The sequence below is a fragment of the Actinoplanes subtropicus genome (assembly GCF_000721705.1).
GTDB classification, from domain to species: Bacteria; Actinomycetota; Actinomycetes; order Mycobacteriales; family Micromonosporaceae; genus Actinoplanes; species Actinoplanes subtropicus.
Window position 1 is genome coordinate 193,610 of the sequence record NZ_JOJL01000003.1, and the last position, 12,228, is coordinate 205,837.

General features: G+C 68.8%; 15 protein-coding genes. 5 read left to right on the plus strand and 10 right to left on the minus strand.

Going from position 1 to position 12,228, the window contains the following annotated elements; genetic code table 11:
- Window positions 1-25: 25 nt before the first annotated feature.
- The 3 genes from IH26_RS62650 to lexA all read right to left on the minus strand — a co-directional run bounded on the left by IH26_RS62650 (window position 26) and on the right by lexA (window position 2,575).
- Window positions 26-211: a hypothetical protein gene (locus tag IH26_RS62650; protein ID WP_245664924.1), complete on the minus strand. Its 186-nt coding sequence runs from the start codon at window positions 209-211 to the stop codon at window positions 26-28.
- 138 nt (window positions 212-349) lie between these two features.
- Window positions 350-1,843, minus strand: coding sequence for a PstS family phosphate ABC transporter substrate-binding protein (locus IH26_RS0105580; RefSeq protein WP_030435018.1), 1,494 nt, complete (start codon window positions 1,841-1,843; stop codon window positions 350-352).
- Between the two features lie 108 nt (window positions 1,844-1,951).
- Complete coding sequence (gene lexA, locus IH26_RS0105585) at window positions 1,952-2,575, minus strand: transcriptional repressor LexA (RefSeq protein WP_030435019.1); 624 nt, start codon at window positions 2,573-2,575, stop codon at window positions 1,952-1,954.
- Between the two features lie 86 nt (window positions 2,576-2,661).
- Between lexA and IH26_RS0105590 the strand changes: the two genes are divergently transcribed.
- Window positions 2,662-3,321: an HAD family hydrolase gene (locus IH26_RS0105590; RefSeq protein ID WP_030435020.1), complete on the plus strand. Its 660-nt coding sequence runs from the start codon at window positions 2,662-2,664 to the stop codon at window positions 3,319-3,321.
- Between the two features lie 26 nt (window positions 3,322-3,347).
- Here IH26_RS0105590 and IH26_RS0105595 read toward each other — a convergent pair whose 3' ends face one another.
- Window positions 3,348-3,887, minus strand: coding sequence for a histidine phosphatase family protein (locus IH26_RS0105595; protein ID WP_030435021.1), 540 nt, complete (start codon window positions 3,885-3,887; stop codon window positions 3,348-3,350).
- A gap of 73 nt (window positions 3,888-3,960) precedes the next feature.
- Between IH26_RS0105595 and IH26_RS0105600 the strand changes: the two genes are divergently transcribed.
- Window positions 3,961-4,299: an NUDIX hydrolase gene (locus IH26_RS0105600; protein WP_169789723.1), complete on the plus strand. Its 339-nt coding sequence runs from the start codon at window positions 3,961-3,963 to the stop codon at window positions 4,297-4,299.
- A gap of 56 nt (window positions 4,300-4,355) precedes the next feature.
- Here the strand turns inward: IH26_RS0105600 and IH26_RS0105605 are convergent, their stop codons facing one another.
- The 6 genes from IH26_RS0105605 to IH26_RS0105630 form a co-directional block, all read right to left on the minus strand.
- Window positions 4,356-4,757 carry a type II toxin-antitoxin system VapC family toxin gene (locus tag IH26_RS0105605; protein ID WP_030435023.1) on the minus strand — a complete coding sequence of 134 codons (402 nt, stop codon included), beginning with the start codon at window positions 4,755-4,757 and terminating at the stop codon, window positions 4,356-4,358.
- Window positions 4,754-5,026 (minus strand): type II toxin-antitoxin system Phd/YefM family antitoxin, encoded by a 273-nt coding sequence (locus tag IH26_RS0105610; protein ID WP_030435024.1) that lies wholly within the window; start codon window positions 5,024-5,026, stop codon window positions 4,754-4,756. The genes IH26_RS0105605 and IH26_RS0105610 overlap by 4 nt, the downstream gene beginning before the upstream one ends.
- Before the next feature lie 247 nt (window positions 5,027-5,273).
- Entirely contained in the window at window positions 5,274-5,549 is a 276-nt protein-coding gene (locus IH26_RS0105615; RefSeq protein WP_084598647.1) for a hypothetical protein, read from the minus strand.
- The gene (locus IH26_RS57625; RefSeq protein WP_084598648.1) at window positions 5,521-6,069 is read right to left on the minus strand and encodes an EAL domain-containing protein; all 549 of its coding nucleotides are present in this window, start codon (window positions 6,067-6,069) and stop codon (window positions 5,521-5,523) included. The genes IH26_RS0105615 and IH26_RS57625 overlap by 29 nt, the downstream gene beginning before the upstream one ends.
- Window positions 6,070-6,768: a hypothetical protein gene (locus tag IH26_RS0105625; protein ID WP_157437066.1), complete on the minus strand. Its 699-nt coding sequence runs from the start codon at window positions 6,766-6,768 to the stop codon at window positions 6,070-6,072. It lies immediately after the preceding gene.
- Window positions 6,769-7,324: 556 nt separating this feature from the next.
- Window positions 7,325-7,987: a Bax inhibitor-1/YccA family protein gene (locus tag IH26_RS0105630; RefSeq protein ID WP_030435028.1), complete on the minus strand. Its 663-nt coding sequence runs from the start codon at window positions 7,985-7,987 to the stop codon at window positions 7,325-7,327.
- 142 nt (window positions 7,988-8,129) lie between these two features.
- Here IH26_RS0105630 and IH26_RS0105635 point away from each other — a divergent pair, with 142 nt between their 5' ends.
- From IH26_RS0105635 to IH26_RS0105645, 3 genes are all read left to right on the plus strand, one after another.
- Complete coding sequence (locus IH26_RS0105635; protein WP_051807582.1) at window positions 8,130-8,942, plus strand: SAM-dependent methyltransferase; 813 nt, start codon at window positions 8,130-8,132, stop codon at window positions 8,940-8,942.
- Window positions 8,943-9,144: 202 nt separating this feature from the next.
- Window positions 9,145-10,770 carry a putative bifunctional diguanylate cyclase/phosphodiesterase gene (locus tag IH26_RS0105640; protein WP_030435030.1) on the plus strand — a complete coding sequence of 542 codons (1,626 nt, stop codon included), beginning with the start codon at window positions 9,145-9,147 and terminating at the stop codon, window positions 10,768-10,770.
- 69 nt (window positions 10,771-10,839) lie between these two features.
- On the plus strand, window positions 10,840-12,219 hold the full coding sequence (locus IH26_RS0105645) for a peroxidase family protein (RefSeq protein ID WP_030435031.1): 1,380 nt from the start codon (window positions 10,840-10,842) through the stop codon (window positions 12,217-12,219).
- Window positions 12,220-12,228 lie beyond the last annotated feature (9 nt).

Sequence of the window (12,228 nt, forward strand, 5' to 3'; positions counted from 1 at the left end):
TGGTCGGGGCGCAAGACGAGGAGCGTCACGGTCTGCGCGGCATCCCGCTCGACCACCCAGTATCGAGGAATACCAGCGGCGGTGTATTCCTGAACCTTGGTGCGGGGCTCAACTCGTAGCGATGGCCGAACCGGTCAGCGGCATTCATCGCCGCAAGGTCGTCGAGCGTGATGATGGCAGGAAGATGACTGCCAAAGGTCTCAGCGCTCATGCCGTCATTCTAGGTTTGGCAGTCGCCGGAACCCACCGGGACAGCCCGGCGGCCGGGCGCGGAGGGTGACCATGCAGTCGGCCGTCCGCTGCACCGGGGACTTGGCTGAAGCGTACGGTATGGGGATTTTGATTGGTTTTAGGATGGGCGGCAGAGTTGGGGGTTGGCCAGTTCGGCGCAAGGGCGGTCGCCGTGTGCGCGGATGATGTCCGCGCCGACCTGGTTGGTCAGGTAGCGCAGGAAGCTTGCGGCCAGGGAGCTTGCGGGTGGCTCGCCGACGGTGTAGCCGAATTCGGTTTCCCAGAACGGGTAGGCGTTGTGGTCGGCCTCGGCGACGGTGGCCGGGTGGCCGCCGATCCGGACCACGGTGAGGTCCTTACGGCCGGTGGCGGCGCCGAGTTCGCTGTAACCCATTGCGCCGGGGATTGCCGCGACGGTGCGTAGTACGGCGTCGGTGGAGTCGCGGGCGCAGCGGACCACGCCGGCCAGCGAGCCGGGGTCGCGGTTCTGGCAGTCGTCGGAGTTGGTGCCCGGCTCGCGTTCGCCGCCGAGGACCCGGCGCTGGAAGGCGTTGCGGGTGCCGGAGCCCGGGTTGCGGCTGACCAGGCGGATCGGGAGGTTGTTGCCGCCGATCTGCCGCCAGTTGCCGATCCTGCCCTGGTAGATCTGCTGGATCTGCGCGACGGTCAGGTCGTCGACCCCGGTGTCGCCGTTGACCACCAGCGTGAACAGGACGAACGCGATCGGGCGGGGGATCAGCGCGGGCATCCCGTCGGGCTTCTCGCCGTCCGAGAGGGTGAGCTGGCCGGACGCCTTGCCGTCCCGGCCGGCCTGGTCGAGGAACTGCAGGCCCTCGCCGCTGCCGCGCATGTCGAAGGAGAAGCTCGTGCCCGGGCAGAGGTTCTGATAGGACTTCGCGGCCTCCTGCACGATCGGCGCGAACGCCGTCGAGCCGGTGACGTTGACGTGACCACGCGCGCAGTCGAGCGGGGCGCCGTTGTGGCTCTGCGTGAAGACGGCCAGTTGCGCGATGACGATGGCGACCAGGAAGCCGATCAGGGCGATCACACGCTTCGGGGTGCCGGTCCGGCTGCGCGTCTCCTGGATCTTGCCGCCGCTGACGCCGCCCTTGATCGTGCAGGCCACCTTCGGCGCCGGGTAGCGGATCATCTTGTTGCCGCCCTCGGTGTCGAGCGCGGCCAGCACCTTGTAGTGGGCGCCGCGGTTCATCGGCACCTTCGGCAGCAGGATCCGGTTGGCCTTGACCGCGAGACCGGCGCCCTCCTCGAAGCTCGAGCGCATGCCGTCGTCGCTGAGTTCGGTCACCACCATGCCGACGACCTTGCGGTCCGGGAAGGTGACCGTGACGCCGGCCTTCTTGTCGTGCAGGACCGCGTAGTCGTCCTCGTCGATGTGCGTCTGGCCGTTGTTCTCGATCCGCAGCAGCACCAGCGTGGGGTCGACGAGCGGCTCGCGCAGTTGGTCGAAGACGCCCGGGTCGTCCGTCTCGACCACGTTGGTGGCCGTCGTGTCCATTTGCACCCGATAGCCCAGGCGCTTGCGGCCCTTGACGACGAACTCGTAGATCGCCGCGATCCCGGGCACCACCACGCCGAGGGTCGCGAGCGCCACGCTCCACCAGAACTCGATGACCGCCTCCGCACCCGCTACAGGCGATCATTGTCGATCCGCTACGCGGAGTGGTCGATCGGTCGCATCGAGGATTCAGGCAACGTTCACTCAGATGCGGCGGAGGACGGTCACCACCTTGCCCAGGATGGTCGCCTCGTTGCCCGGGATCACGTCGTACGACGGGTTGCGGGGGACCAGATCGACCCGGCGGCCATCGGTGCGCAGGACCTTGACGGTGGCCTCCTCACCGATCAGGGCGGCGACGATGTCACCGTTTTCCGCGGTCGGCTGCTGGCGGACGATGACCAGGTCGCCGTCGCAGATGGCGGCGTCGATCATCGAGTCGCCCCGGACCTTGAGGGCGAAGAGCGTGCCATGCCCGACCAGGCTCTGCGAGAGGGTCACCTCGTCCTCGACGTGCTGCTCGGCGAGGATCGGGACGCCGGCCGCGATGGCGCCGAGCACGGGGACGCGGACCTCGTCGCCGTCGGCGTAGATCACCGGCTTGTCCTGGGTCAGCGCGACGGCCCGGGAGCCGCGGGCATCGCGCTTGAGGTGACCGCCCTTTTCCAGGACGGCGAGTTGGTGGGCGACCGACGACGGCGAGGCCAGCCCGACCGCGCGCGCGATCTCGCGCATGGTCGGCGGGTAACCGTGGCGGTCGACCCACTCGCGGATCATCGACAGGATCTGTTGCTGGCGTGGCGTGAGCTGCGGCGCAGGGGAAGCCATGCGGTGACGATACTACATTTCTCGATCATTTGTGCTAATCGACCGCGATCGGGTGAACGCCGACGGGCCTGTGCCACGATCTCGACATGCAGCGGCTGGCATTCTTCGATCTCGACAACACACTCGTCAACCGCAGCGCGGCCTTCCACGCATGGGCCCACGAATTCGTCAGCACCCACCGCCTCGACGACGCCGCGTTGACCTGGCTCCTGGAAACCGACGCCAACACCTCCGGCGCCAAGGGCCCCTTCTTCCACGCCGTCCGCGACGCCTTCCACCTCGACGAGGCCGCGGACGACCTCTGGCAGCAATACCGCCGGCGCATGCCCGAACTGGTCAGTTGCCGGCCGCAAGACCTCGAGGCGCTGCGCCTGCTGCGCCACGCCGGATGGCGGATCGGCATCGTCACCAACGGCATGACCGACAACCAACACGGCAAGATCCACCGCGCCGGCCTGCACACGCTGGTCGACGGCTGGTGCATCTCCGACGAAGTCGGCATCCGCAAACCCGACCCGGCGATCTTCGGCATCACCGCGCAGCGCTGCGGGACATCGATCATGCACGGCGGCTGGATGATCGGCGACGATCCGATCCTCGACGTCGCCGGCGGACGCCACGCCGGCCTGCACACCATCTGGCTGCCGACCGGCTCGACGTCCTGGCCCGAAGACCAACCAGAACCCGACAACACCGTCGCCACCGTCGCGGACGCCGTCGAAGTCCTCCGCAAAGCATCGGAATGACACGATGCCGGCCGCGATTCTCCGGATCAGTCGAGTCGAAACTCCCAGCCTTCCGGACGCCATGCGAAGTCCGTTTCCAGCAGTTCCCGCACGGTGAACCCGTTGATCGCATGCTCCAGACCCCGGTACGTCGCGAGGTGCCCGATCAGCATGACCCGGCGTCCCGCCCAGCGGGTCGGCAGATCGGCGAGGAACCTCGCCACCCGCTCGATCGCCTGACAATGGCTTTCACCACCCGGATACGGCTGATCGCAGAAGTCCAGGCGATCACGCTTGACGTCGGCTCCGGGTGAGCCGTTGCGCACTCCGAAATCACACTCACGCAGCCGCCAATCATGCAGGATCGGCATGTCCGTGCCGCCGAACGCGATCTCCACGGTTTCCACCGCGCGGCGCAGATCCGAAGTGAACACCGCCGCGATGCCGTCATCACGGCGCCGCCGGCCCATCTCGGCGGCATTGCCGCGGCCGCGCTCGCTGAGCCGACCGGGCAGCCAACCGGTCGCGACGCCCCGCTCGTTGTCCTCGGTCAAGGCATGGGTCTCGAACACGATCTCGATCGACATCGCACGAGGTTACTGAGCCGCTTGAACGATGTCGTGAAACGATGCGGGTCGACGCCGGTATCACGCGTACGCGCTGCGCCGTGAGCTGCGAGAGGAGACCGGCTTGGTCACCGCCGTCGATCCGCCGCACGTGTGGCATCGAGTGGTCCTCGCCGCAGATCATGCGCCCGGCTTCGACGGAATTGTCAACGACTACTTCCTTGTCCGCGTCACCCGCTTCGAGCCCCGGGGCGAGTTCACCGACGACCAACTCGCCGTTGACGAGCACCTCGCCGGCTTTCGCTGGTGGCAGCTCTCTGAGATCAGCGAATACACCGGACCCGACTTGTTTTCGCCCCGTGACCTCGCCACTCTGCTGACCGACCTGCTCACGTGCGGGATACCCGCCGAGCCGCTCGCACTCGGCTTATGAAGATCAGTGGCCCCGCCGACCCAGGTGATCACTGAAACCGGACGGGACAATGGCGATCAGCTCGGCGCGACGACGTCGAGGCCGGCCCGCTCGGCCGCCTCCGCCAAACGCTTGTCGTAGGTGACAAACGCGCTGATCGGCTGGCCGCTGGCGACGAGGAACTCCGCGGTGGCCAGATGGATGGCATCCAGCGAACGGAGTCCAGGCTCGGGATAGGCGCCGGCGGTTGCGCGGACAGCGGCATTGATATCGACGCGGTAGAGGCGCGCGAGCACTGCGGCGACACCGCCGAGCACTCCGGGCGCACTCCGGCGCAGGGCGCGAGGTAGCTCGACCTCGACCAGCGCCGACGCCACGACTCGCTCCGCGGGCTGCGATCCCAGCCAGTCGACGAGGGCCTGCGACTCGACCTCGGGCCGGACGAGCTTGACCAGCGCCGCCGTGTCGAGATAGATCACCAGCGCTCCTCGTCGCGCAGACCCGAGATCAACTCGCCGGCGTCCTGGCCGGCCACCGGCACTCCGCTCGGCATCGTGAAGGGAAGCGAGATGGTCGGCGGCGTTACGGCACCGGCATTGATCAGTTCGTCGAGTGGATCGACGCCGACCGGAACGATCCTCGCGACCAGGCGGCCACGGTTCGTGATCTCCACGGTCTCGCCCCGCTCGACCCGCGCGAGCACGCCGGCGGTGTCCTGGTTGAGGCTGCGGATCGGGATGCGGTCCATGACCAGAGTGTAGTACGAAATGTAGTACCGCGTGCGGAGCCCACTGCTGACATCGGGCCGCTACCGCCCGGTCGGGCCGCCGAGGCACCACCAGCCGACGAACACCACGACGAGCACGCCGCCCGCGGCGGTGCGGTCGGTGTACCGCTATGGTCGTCGGCGGAGATCGGACCAGGTCCCGATCCGGCTACCTACCGGTCGCCGCATTCACCGAACAAATTACCGCCCCGCCCATACCCGTCTGGTGCTACTCCTTCTCCAGCAGCGGCGTGAGTTGTTCAAGCAGACGTTGTGTACTGATGTTCGGCGGCAGATCGACCGTCAGGTCGATTCCGCCTCCCTTCACCGTGAGCGTGATCGAGTCCTTGTCCTGGTGCAGACGCCACCGGCGATTGGCCGCCGCCAACCGGGGCGCGTACTGCTTGATCGCCGCCAGCGTCACGATGCTGGCGGTGAAGTTGATGCCATCGATGGCGAGCGTGATGCCGCTCGCGTCACGCACCCCGTCGTAGGGGAAGCTCACCTCCTGCAGGATCTCGTCCGGCAACGCCAGCTGGACGCTCGTCATTGTCACCTCTCACTCGGGCCGCGATGTCCTGCCGAACCTCGATGGGCAGGGCCTTCAGCTCGGGACTGGCTGGTGCACGGGTGATGTGGCCCTGCACATACTTGACCTGCTGGTTGAAGATCTCCTTGAGCGCAAGCGGCGACTGCTCGTCGACCCCTTCGACAATCACGGCACGTCCGATGTAGGTGGTGCCACGGTCAAGCAGGTCACGAGCCACCTTCACGACCAGGGCAAGTTCATCGATTGCCCGGGAGTGGTGGAGCACCGCACGGTCGATCTTTATCTGCGTCAGAGGTAGTTCGGCGACCCGGGACACCGTGGCGTGGCCGGCACCGAAGTCGTCGACGGCGAAGTTCACTCCGATCCTGCGGGTCAGACAAGCGAGTCGCTCGTGGAAGTACACATGGGGCTCCGCTAGCCATCGTTCGCCACGTCGTTCTTCGATCGGGTCCTGCTCGGAGATTTCCAGAGTCACCTAGGCAGCGTTGAGGCCGGAACGTGCCACTGCATCTTCGACGGCCGCGACGTAGTTGTCGTCAAGCAGGGAGCGGACGGACACGTTGACCGACACGGGCTTCGGCAGATCACCAGACCACGGCCCGGCCGCGTGGGCCTCTGCGTACTCGGTGAGCGCCTTACGCACGATGATGCTGTCGCGTACGACCTTGAAGCTGTCCCCCCAGTCCTGAGCGATCTGGAGCATGGCGATCGGGCCCATGGCGATGAGCTCGGGCGGCATGTCGACAAACGCGAGCAGAACAATCTTGTCCTCGACGACGTCGACCGGCATGCAGAAGACGCTGAAGCCCTCCGCGGCGGCGACGTGCCCGAACCACAGGCGCCTGGCTGACGGGATGTCCATGAGCAGCGGCCGGACGTCGTCAAGATCAAAGCGGAGCGTTCGATCGATCGGGGTGAAGCCGTCCGGTCCCCGTTGGAGAAGCGCCACGGCCTTGGCGCCGGTGGCCGCCTTGAGGCGATCCACCATCGTGACGCGCGCATCCTTGGCGGCATGAGCGCGCCGACGCACCAATCGACCGACGACGTCGGAAACCAACTCTACGTATCGATCGAGAGGGCCCTCCAGCGGGGTGATCTGTACCTCGACCTGCGCCGGCGCCGCATGCCGTGCGGTCGTGGGAGAGGATCGGAAACCGGGCGTGGTCAGATGCATCGTTACGCCGCAAGCCTGCATGGTGACGCGCGGCCGAGGTTCCAGCCTCTGGTCGAGGATGTGCTTGGTAACGGCAGGCTGGGCAGCTGGACGTGCCCCCCGGCGTCATCGACCCCGATGATCACCGCGTAGCGCTTCTCTGTCACCGACTGTCCCCGAGATCGAGCGGTCCGGACGGAGCGCTGTCTTGTGCGGTGACGCGATGACAGCGAATTCGAACCGCTACTCAAAGTCGAACGAGGGCCAGTCGCGTCCCATGTCGAGTATGGGCGAACTCGACGTATGCGCTGGTCATGCCGCAGGAAAATGGGCGGCCCAGGGACAACGGGCGCCATCGTATACATAGGACAACTCCGGGCGGCGAATTGACATCGCTGTCAGGAAGTCGGCCCTAACTTCGCCGTCACGTCCCGTTACCGAGAGTAGGGACTTCGTTCTTCTTGGTCGCGAGATTTCGCTTCCCAGGCAGCCGGCACCCGGATCGGGGTGCTCGGGTCGCCCGGCGGGTGCCGATGCGTCAAGCGGCCATTCCGCAGTGGCCTTCGGCGGCAGGCGGTTACCGGTCGTCGCCGCGGGTGAAGATCTGCAGGAAGAACAAGAAGACGTTCAGGATGTCCAGGAAGATCGAGGCGGCCATCAGTGGTGCCGACTGGATGTCGCGGGAGCGGCGTAGGCGCTGGAAGTCGATCATGGTGATGGCGGCGAAGATGACCAGGCCGAGGATCGAGTAGATCAGGGCGCCGTTCGGGATGCGTACGAAGATCAGCACGATGCCGAAGCCGATCAGCGCGATCAGGGCCCAGAAGGCGAAGCGGGCGAGCACCGACAGGTCGCGGCGGGTGGCGTAGCCGGCGGCGCCGAAGCCGACGATGAACAGGGCCGTCGCGCCGCCCGCCTGCCACAGCGCCTGGGGGTTCTGGTTGGCGTAGTAGGACATGGTCGGCGCCACGCCCAGGCCGATGAACAGGCCGAACAGGGCGAGCAGACCGATGGTCAGCTCCCGGGACCGGCGGGCCGCGAACTGCATGCCGAACAGCGCGGCGAACGACAGCAGGTAGAAGAGGATGGCGGCGCCGCCACCGAGGTCGCGGCCCAGATAGGCGCCGGCCGCGAAGAGCGCCGCAGTGAGCGCGACGAAGCCCATGGTCTGGGCGAACAGCGTGTGACTCTGGTCCCGGGTCATGACCGGGGAGGCCGGGTACGGGTACGGCTCGTTCATACCTTTCACTCTCTCGCGCCGGGGCTCGGTTGACGCCAGGGTGCGTCCCTGGTCACTCCCGGGGACACCCCGGCCGACTGGCGGCCAACGGATTCAGAGACTTGAATGATCGAGGGTCGAGGAACCGAAACGGGGAGGGCTCGTGGCCGAGAAGTACGGATGGGTGCCCGAGGGAGTCGACATCACGGTGCCGGACGCCTCGCGGGTGTACGACTACGCGCTGGGCGGCGTACACAATTTTGCGGTTGATCGGGATTTTTGGCATCGGGCCGAGGCTGCCTTTCCCGGTGCCGGGCTGGCCGCGCGGACCAATCGGGCGTTCCTCGGGCGGGCGGTGCGCTGGCTGGCCGAGCGGGGCGTACGGCAGTTCCTCGACATCGGCTCGGGCATCCCGACGCTGGGCAACGTGCACGAGGCGGCGCAGGACGCCAACCCGGACGCCCGGGTGATGTATGTGGACATCGACCCGATCGCGGTGCAGCAGAGCCGCAGCCTGCTCGCCGGGAACCCGTACGCGCAGGTGATCGAGGGCGACCTGCGCGACCCGGAGAGCATCCTCTACCACCCGGACGTGCTGGGGTTGCTGGACTTCTCCGAGCCGGTCGCGGTGCTGACGGTCGCGGTCCTGCACTTCATCCCGGACTCGGCCGACCCGGCGGGCATCCTCAAGCGACTCGGCGACGCCCTGGTCTCCGGCAGCTACCTGGTGATGTCGCACGCCGGCCCGGAGGTGACGCCGGAGGCGCGGGCGAATCAGGAGCGGGTACGCAAGCTGTACGAGCGCACGCCGACGCCGGTGATCATCCGGGACCCGGCCGAGCTCACGGCGCTGATCGGTGACTTCGAGATCGTCGAGCCCGGCGTGGTGAGCGCAACCTACTGGCACCCGGACCCGGACGAGGAGGAGGCCACGCCGGTGCCGGCCGCGCTGGTGGCGGTGGCCCGCAAACGCTGAGCGGAATGCCGTTTCTCTCACTTGACGCACACGGTGACCCTCGGTGAGGTGGTCGGCGCTTACCAGGCGACCAAGCGTAGTGATCTCGATAGTTAGCCCGGATCGGTCGGCAAGGTAGGAATAGCCCGCGACGGACGTGAATGGGCATAATCCGTCGGCCACACACGACAGCCGCTCATGAGGGACGTGCGGAAGGATGCGGATGGATCTCACCCGGGAATGGCTGCGCGGTGTCACCCGCGTCGGCTTCGTCCCCGGGGTGCGCGCCCGCGCCCGCGCCGCCCTCCAGGAACTGCTGGACGAACTGATCGCCGCGGTCCGGGCCGAGCCGTTCGATCCGGCCGCCGGCGACCGGATCGGCGCCGAGCTGGTCGACCTGCGGATGTCCGCTCCCCCGGTGATCGGGATGACCGTACGGCTGCTCACCGACGGGCTGCCGCCGCTGGTCGAGGGCGACCCGGCCGAGGTACGCCGCCGCGTCACCCTGCTGCTCGAACACGTCACCACCGGCTTCGTTGCGGCCCAGCGCGACGCCGCCGTCCAGGCCGCCGAGCAGATGAACCGCTCCGAGAAGATCCACTGGCGCCGGGTGCAGACCGAGCTGCAGCGGCGCCTGATCGAGGACCCGGTCACCGGCCTGCCCAACCAGCAGCAGCTGCGCCAGCTCCTCGCCGCGCCGACCGGCGGCCGGCGCGGGCTGTGCCTGCTCGGCATCGACCGGTACCCGGAGCTCGCCGACAGCCTCGGCCAGGACAACGCCGACCAGCTGCTCACCGCCGTCGCGGCCCGGTTGCGGCAGCTCACCGGCGTCTTCCTGGCCCATCTCGGCGACGACGAGTTCGGCCTGCTGCTCGACGACACCACCGGCACCGACGACGTGGTCAAGGTCGCCGACCAGGCCCGCCGGGCGCTGGCCGCGCCGTTCCCGCTCGGCGACCACTCGCTGCGCCTGGAGGTCACCGCGGGCGTCGTCGAGGGCCGGAACCCGGGCGAGCACTGGCTGCGCGACGCCCGCCTCGCCCTCGGCTGGGCCCGGCAGGGCCGGCACGAGCACGCCGTCTACGAGCCGGCCCGGGCCGAGGCCGACCGGCGCCGGCACCGGCTGGCCGCGGCGCTGCCGTCCGCCGTGGACAGTGGCGAGTTCGTCGCGTACTACCAGCCGCTCTACCGCCTCACCGACCGCGCGGTGACCGGCGTCGAGGCGCTGGCCCGCTGGCAGCGCCCGGGCGGCGGCCCGCCGCTCGGGCCGCCCGACTTCATCACGCTCGCCGAGCGCACCGGCCTGATCCGCCCGCTCGGCCGGTTCATTCTCGAGCGGGCCTGCCGGCAGGGCGCCGCCTGGCTGCGGGCCGGCCGCGACCTGACGATCAGCGTGAACCTGTCGCCGCTGCAGCTCAGCGAGCCGACGCTGCCGGCCGACGTGGCCGACATCCTGCACCGGGCCGGCCTGCCGGCCGGCCGCCTGCAACTCGAGATCACCGAGAGCGCCGCGCTCGATCAGGGGTACGCCACCCTCCAGCAGCTGGCCGAGCTCGGCGTGCGGCTGGCCCTCGACGACTTCGGCACCGGCTACTCCAGCCTGGCCACGCTCTCCTGGCTGCCGGTCTCGAACGTCAAGCTGGCCGCCGAGTTCCTGGCCGGCGCGGGCGCCCCGGCCGCCACCGAGATGCTGCGGCACACGATCGCCCTGTGCCACGCGCTGAACCTGACCGTGACCGCCGAGGGCATCGAGACGGCCGGCCAGGAGGAGCTGCTCCGCGACCTGGGCTGCGACTACGGTCAGGGGTACCACTTCGCCCGCCCGGCCGCAGCGCCCTTCGCGAGCTGACCGTCGGTCACAGACGACGGCGGTGCCCGGTCTTTGTCGAGCAGGGGAACCGGATACCGCGGAGGAACGATGACGATCTCAATCGGTGACAGCGAGACGCACGGCAGCTATCTGGCCGCCCGCGATCACTGCCTCAGCCTGGTGCGGTCGGTGGACCGGCCGACCGGGGCCGCGCGCTACGGGCGGATGTTTCCCGGGTTGGAGCCGCTCGGCACCGATCCGCATCTGCTGATGCGGGCCGGGAGCAGCGGCGGGGTCTGCGACGCCGCGCCGGTGCTGGACTCGCTGGCGCCCGGTGGCGACGACGCGACCGAGGCGGCCGGCTGGCCGTTCTTCGGGCAGATCGTCGCGCACGACATCACCGCCGACCGGTCGGCGATCGGCGGCGCCACCGACCCCGGGGCGCTGCGCAACGCCCGCGCCCCGAAGCTCAACCTGGAGATGCTCTACGCGGACGGGCCGGTCGGCTCGCCGTTCCTGTTCGACCTGGCCGACCCGGCGAAGTTCCTGCTCGGGCCGGACGGCGGGGACGTGCCGCGCAACCAGCAGGGGGTGGCCCTGATCGGCGACCCGCGCAACGACGTGCACCTGTTCGTGGTGAGCCTGCACGTGGCGCTGTTGCGGGCGCACAACCACATCGTCGACTGGCTGCGGGCCAACGGCGTACCGGCGAATGAGGTTTTTGATCGTGCTCGGATCACGCTGACCTGGCATTACCAGTGGATCACCGTGCATGACTTCCTGCCCCGGCTGGTCGGGCCCGATCTGGTCAAGGAGGTGCTGTCGGAGGGCGGGCGGTGGTTCGCGCCGGAGCCGGGCGAGGGGTACATCCCGCTCGAGTTCGCCGATGCCGCCTACCGGTACGGGCACGGGCAGATCCGGCACGCCTACCGGCTCACCGCCCAGGGGCCGGCCCTGCCGCTCTTCCCCGATCTGGTCGGCTTCGGGCCGCTGCCGGCCGATCGGCGCCTCGACCTCGCCCAGATCTTCGACCTGCCCGGACACCCGCCGGCGCAGCGGGCCAAGCGGCTCGACGGGCGGCTCGCGGGCAGCCTGATCGGCCTGCCCGAGCAGGTGACCGGCGTGGTCGACACCGAGGCCTACCGGTCCTTGGCGGTACGCGACCTGCTACGCGGCGAGACCACCCAGCTGCCCAGCGGCGAGGCGGTCGCCGAGCTGATGGGGGTGCCGGCGCTGAGCGCCGAGCAGCTGGGGCACGCCTGGCCGGGGGGCACGCCGCTGTGGTTCTACATCCTCAAGGAGGCCGAGCACCTGGGCGCGGGCGGCGACCGGCTCGGCCCGGTCGGCGGCCGGATCGTCGCGGAGGTCCTGATCGGACTGTTGCGCGCCGACGAGGCGAGCTACCTCGCGCTCGAACCGGACTGGCAGCCGACCCTGCCGACGGCCGCACCGCCGTTCACCATGGCCGACCTGTTAGCACTGGGCTAACGTGCGTGC

Bases quoted from the DNA above. Each gene is read 5' to 3' on its own strand.
- IH26_RS62650 (WP_245664924.1), bottom strand. From the start codon at position 211: ATGAGCGCTGAGACCTTTGGCAGTCATCTTCCTGCCATCATCACGCTC.
- lexA (WP_030435019.1), bottom strand. From the start codon at position 2,575: ATGGCTTCCCCTGCGCCGCAGCTCACGCCACGCCAGCAACAGATCCTG.
- IH26_RS0105590 (WP_030435020.1), top strand. From the start codon at position 2,662: ATGCAGCGGCTGGCATTCTTCGATCTCGACAACACACTCGTCAACCGC.
- IH26_RS0105595 (WP_030435021.1), bottom strand. From the start codon at position 3,887: ATGTCGATCGAGATCGTGTTCGAGACCCATGCCTTGACCGAGGACAAC.
- IH26_RS0105610 (WP_030435024.1), bottom strand. From the start codon at position 5,026: ATGGACCGCATCCCGATCCGCAGCCTCAACCAGGACACCGCCGGCGTG.
- IH26_RS0105625 (WP_157437066.1), bottom strand. From the start codon at position 6,768: ATGCATCTGACCACGCCCGGTTTCCGATCCTCTCCCACGACCGCACGG.
- IH26_RS0105630 (WP_030435028.1), bottom strand. From the start codon at position 7,987: ATGAACGAGCCGTACCCGTACCCGGCCTCCCCGGTCATGACCCGGGAC.
- IH26_RS0105640 (WP_030435030.1), top strand. From the start codon at position 9,145: ATGGATCTCACCCGGGAATGGCTGCGCGGTGTCACCCGCGTCGGCTTC.
- IH26_RS0105645 (WP_030435031.1), top strand. From the start codon at position 10,840: ATGACGATCTCAATCGGTGACAGCGAGACGCACGGCAGCTATCTGGCC.